The organism is Brevibacterium ravenspurgense, from assembly GCF_001584615.1.
GTDB classification, from domain to species: domain Bacteria; phylum Actinomycetota; class Actinomycetes; order Actinomycetales; family Brevibacteriaceae; genus Brevibacterium; species Brevibacterium ravenspurgense.
This window is the reverse complement of sequence record NZ_LQQC01000004.1, coordinates 1-17,946: the sequence shown is the minus strand read 5'-3', so window position 1 is coordinate 17,946 and position 17,946 is coordinate 1. Positions and strand designations below refer to the sequence as shown.

At 62.0% G+C, this 17,946-nt stretch carries 19 protein-coding genes and 1 rRNA gene; 8 read left to right on the top strand and 12 right to left on the bottom strand.

From position 1 onward, the window contains the following. Positions 1-7: 7 nt before the first annotated feature. Positions 8-1,558 (bottom strand): bifunctional phosphoribosylaminoimidazolecarboxamide formyltransferase/IMP cyclohydrolase, encoded by a 1,551-nt coding sequence (gene purH / locus Bravens_RS01400; protein ID WP_062019634.1) that lies wholly within the window; start codon positions 1,556-1,558, stop codon positions 8-10. 22 nt (positions 1,559-1,580) lie between these two features. Beyond that, a complete protein-coding gene (gene purN, locus Bravens_RS01395) occupies positions 1,581-2,189 on the bottom strand; it encodes a phosphoribosylglycinamide formyltransferase (RefSeq protein ID WP_062019632.1) in 609 nt (202 codons plus the stop codon). A 216-nt stretch (positions 2,190-2,405) separates the two neighbouring features. On the opposite strand from purN, the gene cmtR reads away from it, so the two are divergent. The 3 genes from cmtR (at position 2,406) to Bravens_RS01380 (ending at position 3,958) form a co-directional block, all read left to right on the top strand. After that, positions 2,406-2,768 (top strand): Cd(II)/Pb(II)-sensing metalloregulatory transcriptional regulator CmtR, encoded by a 363-nt coding sequence (gene cmtR / locus Bravens_RS01390; protein WP_062019854.1) that lies wholly within the window; start codon positions 2,406-2,408, stop codon positions 2,766-2,768. After that, positions 2,765-3,364, top strand: coding sequence for a cadmium resistance transporter (locus tag Bravens_RS01385; RefSeq protein WP_019175691.1), 600 nt, complete (start codon positions 2,765-2,767; stop codon positions 3,362-3,364). The genes cmtR and Bravens_RS01385 overlap by 4 nt, the downstream gene beginning before the upstream one ends. Positions 3,365-3,505: 141 nt before the next feature. Next, positions 3,506-3,958 carry a hypothetical protein gene (locus tag Bravens_RS01380; RefSeq protein ID WP_062019630.1) on the top strand — a complete coding sequence of 151 codons (453 nt, stop codon included), beginning with the start codon at positions 3,506-3,508 and terminating at the stop codon, positions 3,956-3,958. A gap of 15 nt (positions 3,959-3,973) precedes the next feature. Here the strand turns inward: Bravens_RS01380 and Bravens_RS01375 are convergent, their stop codons facing one another. Beyond that, entirely contained in the window at positions 3,974-5,149 is a 1,176-nt protein-coding gene (locus Bravens_RS01375) for a cell division protein PerM (protein ID WP_062019628.1), read from the bottom strand. Positions 5,150-5,271: 122 nt separating this feature from the next. Between Bravens_RS01375 and Bravens_RS10595 the strand changes: the two genes are divergently transcribed. Continuing rightward, the gene (locus tag Bravens_RS10595; RefSeq protein ID WP_167346379.1) at positions 5,272-7,056 is read left to right on the top strand and encodes a zinc ribbon domain-containing protein; all 1,785 of its coding nucleotides are present in this window, start codon (positions 5,272-5,274) and stop codon (positions 7,054-7,056) included. A gap of 84 nt (positions 7,057-7,140) precedes the next feature. Here the strand turns inward: Bravens_RS10595 and rdgB are convergent, their stop codons facing one another. From rdgB to clpS, 5 genes are read right to left on the bottom strand one after another with little or no spacing between them, the layout of a single operon-like run. Continuing rightward, entirely contained in the window at positions 7,141-7,758 is a 618-nt protein-coding gene (gene rdgB, locus Bravens_RS01365; RefSeq protein ID WP_062019624.1) for an RdgB/HAM1 family non-canonical purine NTP pyrophosphatase, read from the bottom strand. Then, positions 7,755-8,480: a ribonuclease PH gene (rph, locus tag Bravens_RS01360; protein WP_062019622.1), complete on the bottom strand. Its 726-nt coding sequence runs from the start codon at positions 8,478-8,480 to the stop codon at positions 7,755-7,757. The genes rdgB and rph overlap by 4 nt, the downstream gene beginning before the upstream one ends. A 45-nt stretch (positions 8,481-8,525) precedes the next feature. Further along, positions 8,526-9,347, bottom strand: a complete 822-nt coding sequence (locus Bravens_RS01355) for an MBL fold metallo-hydrolase (RefSeq protein WP_082790958.1) — start codon at positions 9,345-9,347, stop codon at positions 8,526-8,528. Beyond that, entirely contained in the window at positions 9,344-9,907 is a 564-nt protein-coding gene (locus Bravens_RS01350) for a DUF2017 domain-containing protein (RefSeq protein WP_062019620.1), read from the bottom strand. Before Bravens_RS01350 ends, Bravens_RS01355 begins: the two co-directional genes overlap by 4 nt. Continuing rightward, complete coding sequence (clpS, locus tag Bravens_RS01345) at positions 9,904-10,200, bottom strand: ATP-dependent Clp protease adapter ClpS (RefSeq protein ID WP_062019850.1); 297 nt, start codon at positions 10,198-10,200, stop codon at positions 9,904-9,906. Before clpS ends, Bravens_RS01350 begins: the two co-directional genes overlap by 4 nt. Positions 10,201-10,279: 79 nt before the next feature. Between clpS and Bravens_RS01340 the strand changes: the two genes are divergently transcribed. Then, the gene (locus tag Bravens_RS01340; RefSeq protein WP_062019619.1) at positions 10,280-11,605 is read left to right on the top strand and encodes a nicotinate phosphoribosyltransferase; all 1,326 of its coding nucleotides are present in this window, start codon (positions 10,280-10,282) and stop codon (positions 11,603-11,605) included. A 26-nt stretch (positions 11,606-11,631) separates the two neighbouring features. On the opposite strand, the gene Bravens_RS01335 is transcribed toward Bravens_RS01340, so the two are convergent. Continuing rightward, positions 11,632-13,431 carry a DEAD/DEAH box helicase gene (locus Bravens_RS01335; RefSeq protein ID WP_062019617.1) on the bottom strand — a complete coding sequence of 600 codons (1,800 nt, stop codon included), beginning with the start codon at positions 13,429-13,431 and terminating at the stop codon, positions 11,632-11,634. Continuing rightward, positions 13,428-13,700, bottom strand: coding sequence for a DUF3039 domain-containing protein (locus tag Bravens_RS01330; protein WP_061943832.1), 273 nt, complete (start codon positions 13,698-13,700; stop codon positions 13,428-13,430). The genes Bravens_RS01335 and Bravens_RS01330 overlap by 4 nt, the downstream gene beginning before the upstream one ends. A 31-nt stretch (positions 13,701-13,731) precedes the next feature. On the opposite strand from Bravens_RS01330, the gene Bravens_RS01325 reads away from it, so the two are divergent. Beyond that, positions 13,732-14,244 (top strand): flavin reductase family protein, encoded by a 513-nt coding sequence (locus tag Bravens_RS01325; protein ID WP_062019615.1) that lies wholly within the window; start codon positions 13,732-13,734, stop codon positions 14,242-14,244. 15 nt (positions 14,245-14,259) lie between these two features. Here Bravens_RS01325 and Bravens_RS01320 read toward each other — a convergent pair whose 3' ends face one another. Beyond that, positions 14,260-15,069, bottom strand: a complete 810-nt coding sequence (locus Bravens_RS01320) for an IclR family transcriptional regulator (protein ID WP_062019613.1) — start codon at positions 15,067-15,069, stop codon at positions 14,260-14,262. Positions 15,070-15,275: 206 nt separating this feature from the next. Here Bravens_RS01320 and Bravens_RS01315 point away from each other — a divergent pair, with 206 nt between their 5' ends. Together Bravens_RS01315 and Bravens_RS01310 are read left to right on the top strand one after the other, a co-directional pair. Continuing rightward, on the top strand, positions 15,276-16,070 hold the full coding sequence (locus tag Bravens_RS01315) for an isochorismatase family protein (protein ID WP_062019611.1): 795 nt from the start codon (positions 15,276-15,278) through the stop codon (positions 16,068-16,070). A 150-nt stretch (positions 16,071-16,220) separates the two neighbouring features. Next, positions 16,221-17,639, top strand: coding sequence for an MFS transporter (locus Bravens_RS01310; protein WP_082790957.1), 1,419 nt, complete (start codon positions 16,221-16,223; stop codon positions 17,637-17,639). A 214-nt stretch (positions 17,640-17,853) separates the two neighbouring features. On the opposite strand, the gene rrf is transcribed toward Bravens_RS01310, so the two are convergent. Further along, a 5S ribosomal RNA gene (rrf, locus tag Bravens_RS01305) occupies positions 17,854-17,946 on the bottom strand; the annotation flags it as partial.

The following is a 17,946-nucleotide window of genomic DNA, read 5'->3' as shown; positions in this document are numbered from 1 at the left end:
CAGCCGATCAGTGGAAGAAGTGGCGGGTGCCGGTGAAGTACATCGAAATGCCCGCGGCCTCTGCAGCGGCGATGACCTCTTCGTCGCGAATCGAACCGCCGGGCTGAACGACAGCCTTGACACCGCCGTCGATGAGCACCTGGAGGCCGTCGGCGAACGGGAAGAACGCATCGGATGCTGCAACCGAGCCCTGGGCACGTTCAGCGCCTGCGCGCTCAACGGCGAGCTTCGCCGAGTCCACGCGGTTGACCTGGCCCATGCCCACGCCGACGGCGGCACCGTCGGATGCCAGCAGGATTGCGTTGGACTTCACGGCCCGGCATGCGCGCCACGCGAATTCGAGGTCGGCCAGTGTCTTGTCGTCAACGGGCTCACCAGCTGCCAGCGTCCACTGGTCAGCGCGGTCACCCGTTGCCTGCAGCGCGTCGCGGTCCTGCACCAGCAGGCCTCCGCTGACCTGACGGTATTCCATCAGCGGCACGTCGTAGCCTTCGATTTCCAGGATCCGCAGGTTCTTCTTGGTCTGCAGCAGCTCAAGAGCGTCGGCGTCGTAGCCCGGCGCGATGATGACTTCGGTGAAGATCGGCTTGATCGATTCGGCCGTGGCCAGGTCGACCGGACGGTTGCACGCGATGACGCCGCCGTATGCGGACAGCGAGTCCGTGGCGTGGGCCAGGCGGTGTGCTTCGGCAATGGTGTCAGCCGTTGCGATGCCGCACGGGTTGGCGTGTTTGATGATGGCCACGGCCGGGCCTTCGTGGTCGTAAGCAGCGCGCAGAGCGGCGTCGGTGTCGACGTAGTTGTTGTACGACATTTCCTTGCCGCCGTGCTGGACGGCATTCGCGATGCCGCCGGTGCCGGGAGATGCGTAGACAGCTGCCTTCTGGTGCGGGTTTTCGCCGTAGCGCAGGTCGTTCTTCTTTTCAGCGGTCATGCCGAAGAAGTCCGGTTCGACGTCTTCGCTGCCCAGCTGCTGACCAAACCAGACGGCAACCGCGACATCGTATGCGGCGGTGTGTTCGAAAGCGGCCTTGGCAAGTTCACGGCGGGCAGCAAGGTCAAAGCCACCGGAAGCTGCGGCTTCGATGACTTCGCCGTAGCGGGCCGGATCGGTGACAACGGCGACCGTGGGGTGGTTCTTTGCGGCTGCGCGCACCATGGAGGGTCCGCCGATGTCGATCTGTTCGACAACGTCGTCGTAGCCGGCACCGGAGGCCACAGTTTCGACGAACGGGTAGAGGTTGACCACCACGAGGTCAAACTGTTCGACACCCAGCTGTTCCAGCTGGTCCATGTGGTCGGCCTTGCGGGAGTCGGCGAGGATGCCTGCGTGGACCTTCGGGTGGAGCGTTTTGACGCGCCCCTCGAGGCATTCGGGGAATCCGGTCAGCTGTTCGACCGGGGTTACGGACGCTCCTGCGGCTTCAATGCGCGCCGCGGTCGAACCGGTTGACACGATGTCGACGCCCTGGGCTGCCAGTCCGGCGGCCAACTCTTCGAGTCCGGTCTTGTCATAGACGCTGATAAGTGCCCGTCGGATGGGACGCTGGTCGTTCACTCTGCTCCTCGGTCAGGTTGTTTCAGGAAGCCGACGGCGTGTACCCGGACACGTGCCGCCCACTCACCTCGATTGTGCTGTGCTCAAGAAAGCGCAGGAAGCGCACAAGTTCGCGGCGCTCAATTATCTTGATTCTTTCATGCAGGGCCGCTTCGTCTTCATCCGGTTCGATTGCGATCGGGAACTGCGCGATGATCGGGCCGGTGTCCACGCCCTCGTCAACCAGGTGGATGGTGGTCCCTGTGACTTTCGCCCCGTAGGCGAGCGCGTCGCGCACCCCGTGAGCACCGGGGAAAGAAGGCAGAAGAGCGGGGTGGGTGTTGATGATCCTTCCGCCGAAGCGGGACACGAAAGCTGTTCCGAGGATCCGCATGAAGCCGGCCGAAACAACCCAGTCGGGGCTGTAGCCGGCAACAGTCTCAGTAAAAGCCTGGTCCCATGCCGCACGGTCGGCGTAGTCACGCGGGTGTGCGCTGAAGACCTCAATGTCTGCCGCGCGCGCCTTCTGCAGGACCGGCGCATCTGCCAGGTCTGAGCCGACGGCGACGATTTCGATGCCCGTGTCAGCAAGCCCTTCAATGACAGCTTGGACAAGAGAACCGGTGCCGGAGGCTAGGAGCAGTAGTCGCACATGCGGAATTATATGCCAGCGTTTGCATCAACCCCTATACGCCTTGGTCAGCTCCGGCACTCTATGTGGTGCATTTGGGCAGCAACAGAAGAGGTGAAGGCAGGCCGCCACATGAAGCTGGAAAAACCGCCGAGCAAAGTCAACAGCCGAATAGACCTCTTCTCGTTCCTGTCAAATCCAGACACACTATTCAGTGCTTGCTGTATAGTTCACTACATGCTGACCAATTCTGCTCGTTTAGATGTCATGAACCGGCTGGGTCGAGCCATGGCCGATCCCACGCGATCCCGAATTTTATTAACGCTGTTGGAGGGGCCTGAATATCCGGCGGCCCTTGCCCACGCTCTGGACCTGACACGGTCTAATGTGTCCAACCACCTGGCCTGTCTGCGCGATTGTGGCATTGTGGTCGGCAAGCATCAGGGACGCCAAACCCGCTACGAGATCGCGGACCCACACTTGGCGCAGGCACTGACTGCCTTGGTGGACACGACCCTGGCCGTTGACGTAGCTGCCCCTTGCATTGATCCGGTCTGCACTGTTGCCGGTTGTGCTCATGATGAGGAGCTCAGCGCGTGATTTCTTCCATCGTGCAGGCGATTGGCCTGTTTATCGCCACCAACATTGATGACGTCGTCATCCTGTCTCTGTTTTTTGCCCGAGGCCAAGGACAACCAGGAACCACCCGCCGCATCCTGGTGGGACAATATCTAGGATTCCTGGGTATTTTAGGCGCTGCAGCAGCAGCAGCCTTTGGCGCCCAAATACTGCTGCCGGAAGCCATCCTGCCGTACTTTGGCCTGATTCCCCTGGGGTTGGGTCTCTGGGCGGCATGGCAGGCCTGGCGAAATCGCGGCGAAGACGATGATGACGAAGCACAACTGGAAGGCAAACGCGTCTCGATCTGGGCCGTGGCGGCCGTGACCTTCGCCAACGGCGGCGACAATCTCGGCGTCTATGTGCCAGTGTTCGTCAGCGTCAGCTGGGGTGCAGTGCTGGCCTACTGCATCGTGTTCTTAGCACTGGTGGCCGTCCTGGTGTTCCTGGCCAAATGGATCAGCTCAAGAAAACCTATTGCCGAAGCCCTGGAACGGTGGGAAGACATTCTCTTCCCAGCAGTGCTCATCGGGCTGGGCATCGTCATCCTCGTCAGCGGTGGAGCCTTCGGACTATAAACAACCCACAGCACAGTTGAATCGCCCATGAGTGACAGACCCGCGCAAGACACTGTCCACCAGGTAGAGCAAATCTGAGCGGGGCGGACCGCCAAGCGGCCAGCAGCCACATCTGTCACGAGGTATGCCAAGATAGACAGCGTGACTCAACCCGACGCAGATACCCAGAAGCCGAAGAAGGATTCCGAGCAGCCCAGCCGCGCCGCCCAGCTTGGAACGACGCTCAGCATGCTCGTCATCGGCGGTCTCCTGGTGTCCATGCTCGGTGTTCCCATCAAGGTGGCGGCCGGCGTTCTCGCTGTTGCCGCCGTCGTTGTGGCCATCCGCTTCTTTGCCGCATCGAGCCGGGAGAACCGCCCCGCGTCGTGGTTCATCATGGGCGTCATCAGCATCATCGTGTCCGGCTACGTGGGCCTGGGCACTGTCGGCACCCTGCTCACCTACCCGGAGCAGGCGGATTACCAGGAGTGCGTCAGCTCAGCACTGACCGAACAGGCTTCAGCTTCGTGCACCTCGGAGTACAACACGGCGCTGAACGACAAATTCAAGAAGCTCACGGGCATCGACATGCCCGGCCTGGCTCCGCAGAACTGATTTCCTACGCGCACTTCACTCAGCTTCGGAGTAGCGGTCGCGCAGCCACACCATTCCCGTACCGGCAAAGACAACGGCGCACGTGCCCAGGCCGGCGAGGAACATCATCGGCACAACGTCCACGCCGACTTCACTCAGCCCTCCCCCGCCGATGCCGCCGGAGAAGAACAGGCACAGAACGGCAAATCCGATGAGGATCTGCACGGAAGAGAACACGGCCGGCCACAGCTGAGCGGCTGACTGCCACGCGCTGCGCCCGATGACCGCGGCGGCTACCGCGGCAACCGGAATGAGTACGAGCAGACCAGCCCACGGGCTTGGATCAGGCGGGAACACGTACGCGATGGGGAACGGGGGCACAATGCCCTCGGCACCTCGGTATGCCGACAGTTCGACACCCCGGGCCAGAGTGACTCCGGCACCGGACACCCAGGCAATCCCGGCCGCCCAGATGGTCGGTGCGTAGGCCAGCTGGATCACGCCCAGTCCCACGGCGGCAGCAGCCGGCGATGAGTAGGCGTCCAGAACTGCTGTCACTTCGCTGAAGCGGATGGTAATCAGGACGGCAAGAACAACGTTCGAGCTGATGGCCAGTGCCGCGAAAACCCGCAGGGTCTGCCCGCGGGACATGCGCAGGGCTTCCAGCGCAGCTGAGCCCATGTAGTCACGGACTGCCTGGTTGATGAGTTCACCGGCCGGCCGCAGGGACACGAGAACCGGAACACTCACGAGCACGACGACCCGGAGGATGCCCCTCAGGTCCGCGGCGGCGCCCCCGATAATCGCGGCGATGATGACCAGCACCGCAAAGATTCCGAAAACGGATGCAGCACCGATGATCTGCGCGCGCAGACGATCACGGCCCTCTGTGCCGTCTTCAGCGTCTTCGGCTTCCAGCATCCGGCGCAGACGCGCACCGCTCCAGTAGATCGCAAAGAACAGAGCGAGGTTGGCTAGCGTCGGCGGCAGCGAAAGCACTGCCGAACCCAGCGGCACAGCAAGGCCTGCGGCTGCCGCGAGCCCGCGCATGGCCCACACGATGATGACCGAAGTGGGCATGAGATGTGCGGCGGCTATCGTCCACGCGGCAGCACCCGACAGGAACGCAACGGCACCCACCACGATGACAGCCGGGAGTGCCGAGCGAATTGCGAGGAGGGGGATGCGAAGTCTGTGTGCCGAGGGGTCCATTGGTCCTATGTTGCACCAGCTTTGCCGCGGTTCCCAGCTTCCACGCGGAAAGAACGTGCAGACTGGGCCCAGCTGATAGATTGAGGCGCAGGCCTCACACAGTCAATGCGAAGAAGGAAGCAATGAGCAAGCCAACGCCCGAAGAAGGCAGCAACAGCTCGTCGTCTCCCGAGCCGAATACCGGCAGCGGACGGCCATCTGAAAAGCCGACACCTCCAAGCAGCTCTAAGAGCGGCTCTGGACCGCAGACTCCCGCGCAGGCGCCGGGCGGCAGCGCGCCCACGCCGAAGCGCGCGGATGGCCCTGTGCCGAGTGAGGACCAGCCCACCCAGGCGTTCAAACCGTTCCCCGGTGGCTCGCCCGCGCAGAAACCAGAGCAGAAGCCGGCACCTGAAGCTGCGCAGAAGAAACCAGAGCAGGCTGGCCCGCAGAAGCCTGCGGAAGCCGGCACTTCAAAGCCGCCCATGGGAACTCCCCGCGGCAGCGAAGACGCAAAGACCACCGTCCTTCCGCCCGCCGCCCCGCAGGGACCGGCACAGGCTCCTGGCCAGCAGCCCGGGCAGAAGCCCGGACAGCCGCAGGGACAGAACGACCCTCACTCCACCTCGTCCCCCTCTGGCCCCGCCGGTGACAACACCGCGGTCATGCCTCCCGTCCAGCAGCGCCCGGCCAGCGGACCCGGCGCGGGTGCCGCGGCAGGAGCAGCTGGTGCAGGTGCTGCCGCCGGTGCAGGCGCGGCCGCTGGAGCAGCGGGCGCTGGCAACACGGCACCTCCCCCAGGCCCCGGCGCTGGCCCGGCTTCAGGACCGGGTGCGGGCACCCCAGCGGGTGCCGGCGGGACCACGGTTGCGGCCTCCCCGGTTCGCGAACGCCCCAAGAAGAAGTCCAACACGGCAGCGTGGCTTGTCCCTGTGATCGCAGCGTCCGTCGTGCTGATCCTGGTGATTGTCGGCGCCATCGCACACTTCGTCATCAACCGCACCGTGTACGGCCCGGATGCCACCGCCGAAAAGTTCGTCGAAGCCCTCAACGAAGGAGACTTCGAAAAGGCGCGGTCCTTCGCGTCGTTCGATGTTCCCGAAGAGGCCTACACGGACCTCATCGACGACCCTAAGTACGCAAAGGCCGCCGCTGACACTCTGTCGGACGCCCAGGTGACTGCTTCGGAGCGCAACGGCGACGAGGCCAACATCACCGTCGGCTACAAGCAGGGCGGAGAAAATAAGCACATCAAGCTCACCGGCCACAAGGACGGAAAGCAGGGGCTCTTCTTCGACAAGTGGAAGCTCAACGCCCCCGACCTTGGCACCGTGAAGATCACCGCTCCGGCCGGAGCGAACGTCAAGATCAACGGCGAGGACTTCACGGCGTCGAACCCCGACACCGAGTACGCGGTGCTGCCCGGCACCTACGAAATCTCGACGGAAGGTTCGAAGTTCATCGAAGCGACTTCGGCAAAGGCCACGGTCGGCTTCGGCGGGGATGACGGCGGCGCAGAGCTCAAGGTCGACCCCAAGCCCACGAAGGCGCTCGGCACAGAAGTGCAGAAGGCAATCGATAAGCGCATCAACGACTGCAAGAAGGCCAAGGAGTTCGAAAAGGACGGCTGCGGCCCGATCAAGCTGCCGAAGAAAGCACAGAACACCAGCATCAAGCCCGAAAAGGACGTCAAGCTGGACACTGTGTCGTGGAAGGTGACGAACCCGAAGGTGTCAGCAAAGCTTGACGGAGGCAGCGGCAAGGGCACCTTCACCACCACCAAGAAGGGCGAAGCCACCTTCACGGCCGACTCCAAGAGCCGCGGCAAGAACGCATGGAAGCTGGCAAGCCCAGCACCCGTGATCGCTGCCGGCGAGTTCGAAATCGACGGCGACTCCATCAAGATCACTAAGATCTACGGGTGGTAACCCCCGCCCGCTCTGACCCGCAGAGCGGCAGTAACAACCCGCGCGGCCGGTGCTCATGCACCGGCCGCGCTTGTGTTTGCGGCGTCAGCCTGCGATGTGCGCGCGGACCTTCTCGACGAGTTCAGTGAATGCTCGACCACGGTGAGACACCGCGTTCTTCTCTTCCCGGCTGTACTCCGCCAGGGACCGTTCCTGACCTTCCGGGATGAAGATGGGGTCGTAGCCGAACCCGCCCGAACCGCGAGGTGCGCGGGCCAGTGTTCCCGGCAGGGCACCTCGGCAGACGATCTCGGTTCCGTCGGTGTCGACAAAAGCTGCCGCACACACAAAAGCGGCTCCTCGGTCGGCGTCCTTGACGTCGGCCAGCTGAGCCAGCAGCAGCCGGTTGTTGGCGAGGTCATCGCCGTGGGCACCGCTCCAGCGGGCCGAGAAGATGCCCGGTGATCCACCCAGAATGCTGACGGTCAGGCCGGAATCGTCCGCAAAGGCGGGCATGCCGGATTCAGCAGCGGCCGCGCGGGCTTTGATGAGGGCGTTCTCTTCGAACGTCGTGCCGTCCTCCACGGGGTTGGCCAGTCCCAGAGCCGATGACGTCACAACCGTCATGCCCGGCAGGGTGCGCGACAGGATCGCTTCGAGTTCAGCGCGCTTGCCTTCGTTCCCGGTGGCAAGGACCGCGCGTTTGCCTTCGCCGCCGCTCATGCTTCGAGGGCTTCTTTCTGCAGGCGGGTCAGCTCGGCACAGCCGGTCGAAGCCAGGTCGAGCAGTGTGCCCAGTTCGGTGCGATCGAACGGCTCGCCTTCTGCGGTTCCCTGGATTTCGATGAACTTGCCGGAGCCGGTCATGACGACGTTCATGTCGGTTTCGGCCTTCGAGTCCTCTTCGTAGGGAAGGTCGAGCACCGGGGTGCCGTCGACGATGCCGACGGAGACGGCCGCCAGTGAGTCTTTCAGCACCTGGGCGTTCTTGGTGATCCAGCCGAGTTCGCGGCCCTTTTCGATTGCGTCGTGCAGCGCGAGGTACGCCCCGGTGATCGCTGCCGTGCGAGTGCCGCCGTCGGCCTGGAGGACGTCGCAGTCCAGCTGGATGGTGTTTTCGCCCAGCTGTGCTGTGTCGACAACGGCCCGGAGGCTGCGGCCGATGAGGCGGGAGATTTCGTGGGTGCGGCCGCCGACTTTGCCGCGGACGGATTCGCGGCTTGAGCGGGTGTGGGTTGCGCGCGGCAGCATGGCGTATTCGCCGGTGACCCAGCCGGTGCCCTCGCCTTTGAGCCAGCGGGGCACGCCTTCGGTCAGGGATGCGGCGCACAGCACGCGGGTGTTGCCGAACTCCACGAGCACGGAGCCTTCGGCGTGGTCGAGCCAGCCGCGCTGGAAGGAAACGGGTCGAAGCTGATCGGCCGTGCGGCCGTCAAAGCGGGTCATGACTGCTCCTCAATGTTGTTGTTCGGCGCTGGCATCTGCCGGTTTTTACGGCTGCTGCGCGCGGATTTCCCATGTGCGGTCGGGTACCGCAAGGTCGATTGTGCCGCTGTAGCGGCGTGCTGCCGCGGCGGTGACGGTATCGGAATTGGTCCAGGGGGCGATGTGGGTCAGGACCAGCCGCTTCGCACCGGCTTCCTGTGCTGTGCGGCCGGCTCGTTCACCGTTGAGGTGAATGCCGCGCACTGTGTCGCGGCCGTCTTCGAATGCGGCTTCGCACAGGAAGAGGTCGGCCTCACGCGCGGCTGTGGTCAGGTTCTCGCAGGCGTCGGAGTCACCGGAGTAGGCAAGCACCGCACCGTTGTATTCGATCCGCACGGCGTAGGCCTCGACCGGGTGGTGCACCAGGTGCGGGGTGATGGTCACGGGGCCGACCGTGAACGGCTGGCCGTCGCGCATGTCGGTGAACTCGAATGCCTGCTCCAAACCGTCCGAGGTGGAATCGGCTGGGACGGGGCTTGCTCCGGGGTCCGTGTGGTGGGCTGCCGTGAGCCTTTCGCGGGTGCCGGCCGGACCGTACACCGCCAGGCGGTTGGGTGGGCCTCCGGCGTCGAGGAACCGCGGGTCGTAGCGGTGCATGACGTAGAGTCCGGTGACGTCGAGGCAGTGGTCGGGGTGCAGGTGGCTGAGCACCACCGCGTCGATGTCGGTGTGGTTGATCCAGCGCTGCAGCGGCCCCAGTGCGCCCGAACCCAGGTCGAGCACGATGTTCCACGTCCGCTCGGCTTCGATCCGCAGCAGATAGCAGCTGGCGGCGGCGTGGGGTCCCGGGTAGGAGCCTGACGTGCCGATCGCAGTGAGTTTCATCATCGGCCGTCTCCGTCCAGCTGATTCATGAACAGTTCTGTGAAGCGCTCCTGCATCCAGGACAGGAAGTCGTAGATGGACAGCAGGGCGGCTTCGTTGTCGTCCAGGTTGTCGTCGTTGTCGTAGAGCTGCTGCATGTCGTCTTCGGTGACGATGCCCAGCCGACTGGTGATGACCAGGCGGACGTCGGTGAGCCCAATCATCCAGGCGTGCGCTTCGTCGCGGCCGATGTCGGCGGGGCTGGTGCGGCCCAGGGTGAAGAGGATGGTCTGCAGGTTCGCGATTTTGCCTTCGCGGATGTCGTTTTCGGTGTAGCGGCGGAATTCGGCGGAGGCTTCTGGGTTTTCCGGGTCGGCGTCCGGCAGCAGCCGCAGAAGCGCTGGGTCGGTGGGGCGTTCGCGGTCCTCTATGCCGACCATCTTTGCCAGCGGGTCGTCGCTTTCGCTGTCGGACCGGCTGTCGAGCAGGGTGATGGTGTCGCTGACAACACGGGCGATGATCGCCTTTTCTGTGTCGTCGAATTCCAGTTGGGCGAATTCGGAGTTTCCAGGCGAGATCTTCATGCCGCTCCCCCGGAGTCCATCTGGCGGCAGGAGGCCCACAGGCCGAAGCCGTGCATGGCGGCCGTGTCTTTTTCCATTTCTTCGCGGGATCCCTGGGACACGATGGCTTTGCCTTCGCAGTGGACCTGCCGCATGAGTTCGGCGGCTTTTTCGCGGGAGTAACCGAAGTAGGACCGGAACACGTATGTCACGTAGGACATGAGGTTGACCGGGTCGTTGAACACGATCGTCACCCACGGCAGAGCAGGATCGGTCTGGACGTCGGCGAGGACGTCCGATTCTGCGACGGGCATGGCGGTGGTGCTCACAGCTCTCAACTGTATTGCACGGAGTGCCAAAAGACCCGCTGTGTGGTCCGATATGCTCGCGAGTATGCGTGAACTCACAACGCCTGACGGACCTTCGACCGCTCTTCTTACCGACCATTACGAACTGACGATGCTGCAGGCGGCTTTGGATGCCGGCACTGCGGACACTCCGTGTTTGTTTGAGATGTTCGGGCGCAGACTTCCCGCGGGCCGCCGCTACGGCGTGGTTGCCGGCACCGGCCGCTTTCTGGAGGGGTTGAGCCGTTTCCGGTTCGGTGATGCTGAGCTCGGCTTCCTGCGTGACACGGGTGTTGTGTCCGAGGACGCTCTGGATTGGCTGGCGGATTACCGGTTCTCGGGAACGATCCGCGGCTATCGGGAGGGCGATGTCTATTTCCCCGGTTCGCCTCTGCTCATTGTCGAAGCCTCGTTTGCCGAAGCCGTCATTCTGGAGACTCTCGCTCTGTCGGTGTACAACTACGACAGTGCTGTCGCCGCCGCGGCTTCGCGCATGAGCGGTGTGGCTCTGGGCCGCCCGCTGGCGGAGATGGGTTCGCGGCGCACAAATGAAAGCAGCGCTGTTGCCGCGGCCCGCGCGGCTGTTGTCGCCGGTTTTTCTTCTACGTCGAACCTCGAAGCGGGGCGTCGGTATGGTCTGCGCACGATTGGCACCTCGGCACATTCCTTCACTCTTCTGCACCCAACGGAAGAAGATGCCTTCCGTGCGCAGATCAATTCGCTCGGCGCTGACACGACTGTCCTGTTGGACACCTATGACGTTGACGCGGCACTCGAAACGGCAGTCCGCATTGCCGGGCCGAATCTTGGCGGTGTGCGCTTGGATTCGGGCGACTTGGGCATTCAGGCGACCGAGGTGCGCGAAAAACTCGATGCGCTGGGAGCGCACAACACGACGATCACGGTGACGAGCGACCTCGACGAGTACGCGATTGCGTCCTTGGCTTCTGCCCCGGTGGATTCCTACGGTGTTGGCACACGTCTGGTGACCGGATCTGGTGCGCCGTCCGCGAACCTCGTCTATAAGCTCACGGCCCGGCAGGATGACGAGGGCACGTGGCACTCGGTGGCGAAGAAGGCTGCCGGCAAGGGCTCGCACGGTGGTCTCAAGACCGCCAGACGGGTGCTCTCAGGGGGCACCGCCACGCAGGAGGCAATCGGTGTGCCCCACCTGCCCGACGGCGTCGGCAAAGGGCGGGATCTGCAGGTGGACTTTGTTGTCGATGGGGAAATCGACGACAGCTTCACAGGCCCCCAGGCGGTTGTCCGCGCTCAGGAAATGCACCGGGCCGCGATGGCGGAGCTGCCGCGTTCGGCTCGCCGCCTCCAGGACGGCGACCCGACGATCCCCACGATCTTCTACGACGCCTAAGCGGCGACCCGGGTAATCAGCGGCGACTATTTTCTGCCGACGAACCAGCGCTGCAGGGTGTTGATGCGGTCGAGGATCTGTTCGCGGCTGGCCTGCGCAACGGCCGGTCCCCCACAGGCACGCCGCAGTTCCAGGTGAATGGAGCCGTGCGGTTTGCCTGTGCGGCGGGCCCACGCTCCGACCATGGACTGCAGTTTGCTGCGGTCTTCTTTCAGTGCGCGGTGCTGCAGCTCTGCTGCTTCCGCCTGCGGCTGTGGTGGGGCGGCCTGGCCGCTGCTGCCGCGCCGTTTGACCTGTTCGGCCTGCCGGGCGCGCAGGAGTTCGGCCACCTGGTCGGGTTCGAGCAGACCGGGCAGGCCGATGAAGTCGAGTTCGTCCTCTGAGCCGACGGCACCTCCGGCACCGAATTCGCCGCCGTCGAACAGCACCTTGTCGAATGACGCCTGTGATTCCAGAGCCTCGTAGGCTCCTTCGTCCAGCGACGATGACGCATTTTCGTTCCTGTTGGCCTGCTCCATCGCTTCGTCGTCGAGCAGGTGCTCATCGTCTTCGACGTCTTCGCGTCTGATGTCGAGCGCGTGGTCGCGTTCGACTTCCAGTGAGTTTGCCAGTGCCAGCAGGATCGGCACGGATGGCAGGAAGATGGAGGCTGTTTCGCCGCGTTTGCGTGCGCGCACAAAACGGCCGATGGCCTGTGCGAAGAACAGCGGGGTTGCCGAGGATGTCGCGTAGACGCCCACAGCCAGGCGCGGCACGTCGACGCCTTCTGACACCATGCGCACCGCAACCATCCACCGGCGGTCGGACTCTTGGAATTCATCGATACGGTCGCTGGCACCGGCTTCGTCGGACAGGACGACGGTGACGTCTTCGCCGGTGATCTGCTTGAGCTGTTTTGCGTAGGCGCGGGCGGTGCTCTGGTCGGTTGCGATGACAAGACCACCGGCGTCAGGGACCGTGCGCCGCACTTCGCTCAGTCGCAGGTCGGCTGCTTTGAGGACGGCGGGGATCCATTCGCCCTTGGGGTCCAGCGCGGTTCGCCACGCTTGAGCGTGAACGTCCTTTGTCGCATCAGCTCCCAGGAGGGTTTCCATGACATCGCCGGTTTTGGTCTTCCAGCGCATGTTGCCCGAATAGGTCATGAAGATGACCGGGCGGACCACGCCGTCTTCCAGGGCCCGCGAATAGCCGTAGGAGTAGTCGGCCTGCGAGGTGCGGATGCCTTCGTCATCGGGTTCGTAGACGACGAACGGAATTGCAGCGGTGTCTGAGCGGAAGGGCGTACCGGTCAGCGACAGGCGCCTGCGGGCGGGACTGAAGGCCTCGCGAATGGCGTCACCCCAGGACAGTGCGTCGCCGGCGTGGTGTACCTCGTCGAGGATCACGAGGGTGCGTGCGCGGGCCGTCCTGTTGTGGTGCAGGACGGGCTTTGCCGCCACCTGCGCGTAGGTGACTGCGACACCGTGAAAGCCGGGGGCGGTTGAACCGTCGCTGTTCTTAAAGCGCGGATCGAGCTTGATGCCGACACGGCCGGCTGCATCGGCCCACTGCACTTTGAGGTGCTCTGTGGGGGCTACGACGGTGACGCGGTCGACTTTGCGCTGAGCCAGCAGTTCGGCTGCCAGGCGCAGTGCAAAGGTGGTTTTACCTGCCCCTGGTGTTGCGACGGCGAGGAAATCTCGCGGTTCGGTGGTGAAGTACTGTTCGAGGGCTTCAGCCTGCCAGGCACGAAGCTTGCCGGCTGTACCCCACGCTGCGCGTTCGGGATAAGCCGGAGGCAGATGTTCTGCTGCCGAGGTGCCCGGAACTCTTCCGGGTGCGTTCACTGGTCGTCGGGCTCCTGGGGGCCTTCGGGCATGGATTCGTAGATTTCTCGGCAGGCCGGGCACACGGGGAATTTCTGGGGGTCACGGGAGGGAACCCACACCTTGCCGCACAGGGCGACGATGGGTGTTCCGGTGACCATTGCCTCCATGATCTTGGCTTTGGGGGCGTAGTGCGAAAAGCGTTCGTGGTCGCCGGGTTCGGTCAGCTGCTCCTGTTGCTGACGTTCGATGGTGGCACTGCCACCGGGAGCCGAGAACGTTTCAGACATGCCAGCATTCTAGCCGCCTAGACTGAAGGCTATGGATACACCCCAACGTGATCTTGTCGGCATTGATGAGTACCGCCGTATGACCGGATATATGTCGACGGGCCTTGCTGTTCTCACCTGTGCGAAGGGTTCGCACACCGCGGCGATCACTGTTGATTCCTATATGAGTGTGTCGTGGGATCCGCCGACGATGGCGGTTTCTGTCTATTCGGGTTCACGGATGATGGAGGCGCTGGATAACGCGAGCAGGTATACGTTGAGTGTTCTGTCTGCAGACCAGCAGGACACTGCAGAGTGGCTTGGAACGCCGGGACAGCCTATCTACGGGCTGTTGTCACAGATCCCCACGGAGACGACCGAATTGGGCGGGGTGGTCATTGCCAACTGCCTTGCCTACTTCACCGTGGACATTGCGCAGCGGACGGAGATAACGACCCACACACTGGTGTCCGGCCCGGTTGTCGATCAGGGTGAGAGAAACACTGAAGGCACTCCCCTGCAGCGTTTTCATCGGTCCTATGGGACGTTTACTGAGCGGAACTGAGTGCGAATACAATCCTCAAGAGGCTGAGGTGAGGGCCACCCCCGAAGGTTTACCAAGCCGCATCGTCACAGCTGCGGCCGCCTCCTTGAGTTTTTGGATCATGAACTCGGACTTGCCTTGGTGCTCAACCCGGGACAACGGAGCGGAGACCACCAATCCACCGAGAATACTTCCCTGCAAATCATAAATTGGCGCAGCAATCCCAAATTCTTCTGGCGTGGTCTGACCATAGTTGATTGCGTAGCCCTTCTCCATAATGGCCTGCAGTTTCTCTGAAACCTGCTCTCGGTCCGGATTGCCATCTGAAAACCGAACCTCCCCGCTTTCAAGCAAGCGCATAACCTCTTCCTTCGGCAAATGAGCAAGCACCACGCGCACTGAGGAGGATTGCCACCGGTCATATTGCGTACCAACGCTCGCGGTGTGTTTAACCTGGTGGGGACTAGCCACCTGGTCTACAACAACCGCATTCTTCCCGTTCCACAAGGTAAGTGCGGCGGTCTCTTGAGTCTCGGTTGACAAGTGCTCCAGATACGGTCGGGCGGCGACACGAGCATCCAGATCAGCCAACAAGGGCGCAGCCAGGCGAAGAACACGCAAACCAAGTTGATACTTACCAGTGCCTGGATCGCGAAGAACGTAGCCGGCTTCCGCCATGCCCTGCAATACTCGCGAAACCGTTGACTTGTGCAATCCGACATTCGCAGCGATCTGCGTGACAGTCAGCGACGGAGCCACCGAAGAGAAACTCTCCAGAATTGCCAACCCATTAAGCAGAGCTGCCGGAGCGCCTTGACGCGAGGTGGGGGTTGAGCTTGCTGCCATGCGCACCCTTTCTCAAAGTATTTTCTTTCCTGAAGCCTACGTCGGCTTCTCCATGAGCCCGGAACAAGCTCACTATTTACGTTTCAAGTAGGCAATCGGTTACTGCAACAGCTTTCTAAACCCTTGTGTGATGCTACAGGCGCAACTAGCATGTTCATACAGCAACCGACTGTTGCGCAGGTCACATCTAACTGGAGGAGCTCATCATGGTGGATGAGATTTACAAGTCAGACTCAAGCTACAAGGACACCGAGCGTCAGCTCGAGGAAATGCTGGACCGGGCCTTCAACCAGGGTGCCGAAGAGATGAAGCGTCGTGGTTTCAAACGCCGGGTTGGTTTCGGCACCCGCCCAGCGGTGATCCATATCGATATGGCTAACGCTTGGACCCGCCCAGATCACGCATTCACCTGTCGGAACATGGATACCATCATTCCGGCTTGTCAGGATCTGAACGCCGCAGCTCGGGCCAAAGGGGTGCCGGTCATCTTCATCACCACCACCTACGAAGTGCTGGACACATCCTTGCCTTCGGACATGGGATTGTGGTCCCAAAAGATCCCACTGGAAACCTTGGACGCATCCACCGGTGCAGCTGATATCGATTCACGCATCGCGCCACAAGACGGCGAGCTGGTCATCACCAAGAAGCGAGCCTCTGCCTTTCCTGGCACCTACCTGAACCAGTTCCTGACTGCCAACCGCATCGATACCCTGATCGTTACCGGCGTGACCGCTTCAGCGTGTGTACGCAACACGGTAGAAGATGCCATGGCTGAAGGCTTCCGCCCGGTCGTGGTCCGCGAAGCAGTCGGCGACCGGGTGGCCGGCACCGTTGCCTGGAACCTATTCGATATCGACAACAAGTTCGGAGACGTCGAAAACCTCTCGACCGTTGTTGACTACCTGAACAACTTGCCGAACTTCGAAGACACCGTCCCAACCCCAGCAGCTCAAGTCGTCGAACAACACGCACCAGCAGCCGAATTCGCCAAAGGCTGACAAACACTCCACTTACCGCTCAGGGCGGCCTATCTTTCTTATTCCCTCAAACAGGTAGGCCGCCCTTTGCCTCTCCAAACCCACCGTGGTTCCGCACTTGCAGCAACTTCCACTGAGGCGTTTCCCACTCGCTTCGTCAAAGGCAGACTAATGACTACACCTTCACAGCCGCCTCCGGTTTCAAAGCGTCCATACACCAATAACGACCCGGAAACCCAAGCCCCCATTGATCGGGCCAATCTGCGTAAGGTCACCTTCGCTGGCTTCGCAGGCACCGTTGTGGAGTGGTTCGACTTCGCGGTCTACGGGTTTATGGCAAGTACCATTGCCACTACTTTTTTCAAATCTGATTCAGCAGTCAGCGGATTGCTGCAAACCTTCGCTGTTTTTGCCGTTGCGTTCGCACTACGACCCCTTGGTGGGGCGTTGTTCGGGATGCTGGGGGACCGCCTTGGACGTAAACGCGTACTGGTAATCACCGTGTTGCTCATGTCCGGTTCTACTGCTGCCATCGGCATTCTTCCTGGCTACGATCAAATCGGTATCTGGGCGGCAGTGCTCCTAACGATTGCGCGCTGTGTGCAGGGACTATCTGCAGGTGGAGAATATGCTGGCGCTGTCACCTATGTTATTGAGCATGCGCCCTCCAACGAACGTGCTCGTTGGGGATCAGCCATGCCGACTGCTACCTTCGCAGCCTTTGCTGCCGCAGCAGCTCTGAGCTTTGGATTATCCGCGGGGCTGGGTCAAGAGGCAATGAATGAATGGGGTTGGCGCATCCCGTTCCTCATTGCGGCACCGCTGGGGCTGCTTGCCTTCTGGATTCGCCGTCATCTCAATGAGTCCCCGCTCTTCCAAGACATAAAGGATTCTCAGGAAGCAACTGAACACGCACCGATTCGCCAAACTCTGAAGGTGCAGTGGCGCGAGATGATGATTCTCGCCGGATATATTTCACTGACAGCCTTGTCGTTCTACATCTTCTCCACATATATGACCACGTTCCTGCGTCAAGTGGTTGGACTTGAAGCGACTCCTGTTCTGCTTTCAAACCTGCTCGCCCTGACCTTGGCAGCAGTGATTGCCCCGTTCCTGGGAAAGGTGTGCGACAAGATTGGCCGTCGCCGCACAATGTTCCTCTCTGCCATCCTGCTCGGTCTAACCGCAGTACCTGGGTACTTAGTTGCGTCCAACGGCAGCTTTGCAGGCGCCCTGACAGGCCAAATCATGATCATGTTCGGCACGGTGACGGCAAACGTTGTCACAGCTGTGCTGCTGACTGAAGTCTTCCCCACCAAGGTGCGATACACCGCATCAGGTATTACCTACAACGTCAGCTACGCCATCTTCGGTGGAACAGCTCCATTCGCAGCAACATGGCTGATTGATGCCACCGACAACCCGATATCTCCAGCAATTTATCTGACCGTGATAGCAGTCGGGGCAGTCATCGCTACAAGTCTGATGCCAGAGACCAGTGGACGCAGGCTAGGAATCGGTCACGATGACGAGGCCATTACAGCCTCAACCCCACTCGTAAACAAGAAGACGAATCCCAAAACGCGCTAAGGGCACAATAGAAGACACGAAGAGGGTGGCAGCTCGTCGAGCTGCCACCCTCGTTCTTCTGTGTGACACGTCTATAAGTCAGATCGCCACCAACCACTTCGTCTGCGAACGCGTCGAAGGGGCCACAAATGGGTGAAGGCCCTGCAGGTGCCCCGGGGAGCAAATCAATGCTCAACCCTTGGGGGCGACCTGTCAGGGCCTTCGTTATGGGTGATTGCGGCAGTGTCTTACTCTCCCACACATGTGTGCAGTACCATCAGCGCTGTCAGGCTTAGCTTCCGGGTTCGGAATGGGGACCGGGCGTTTC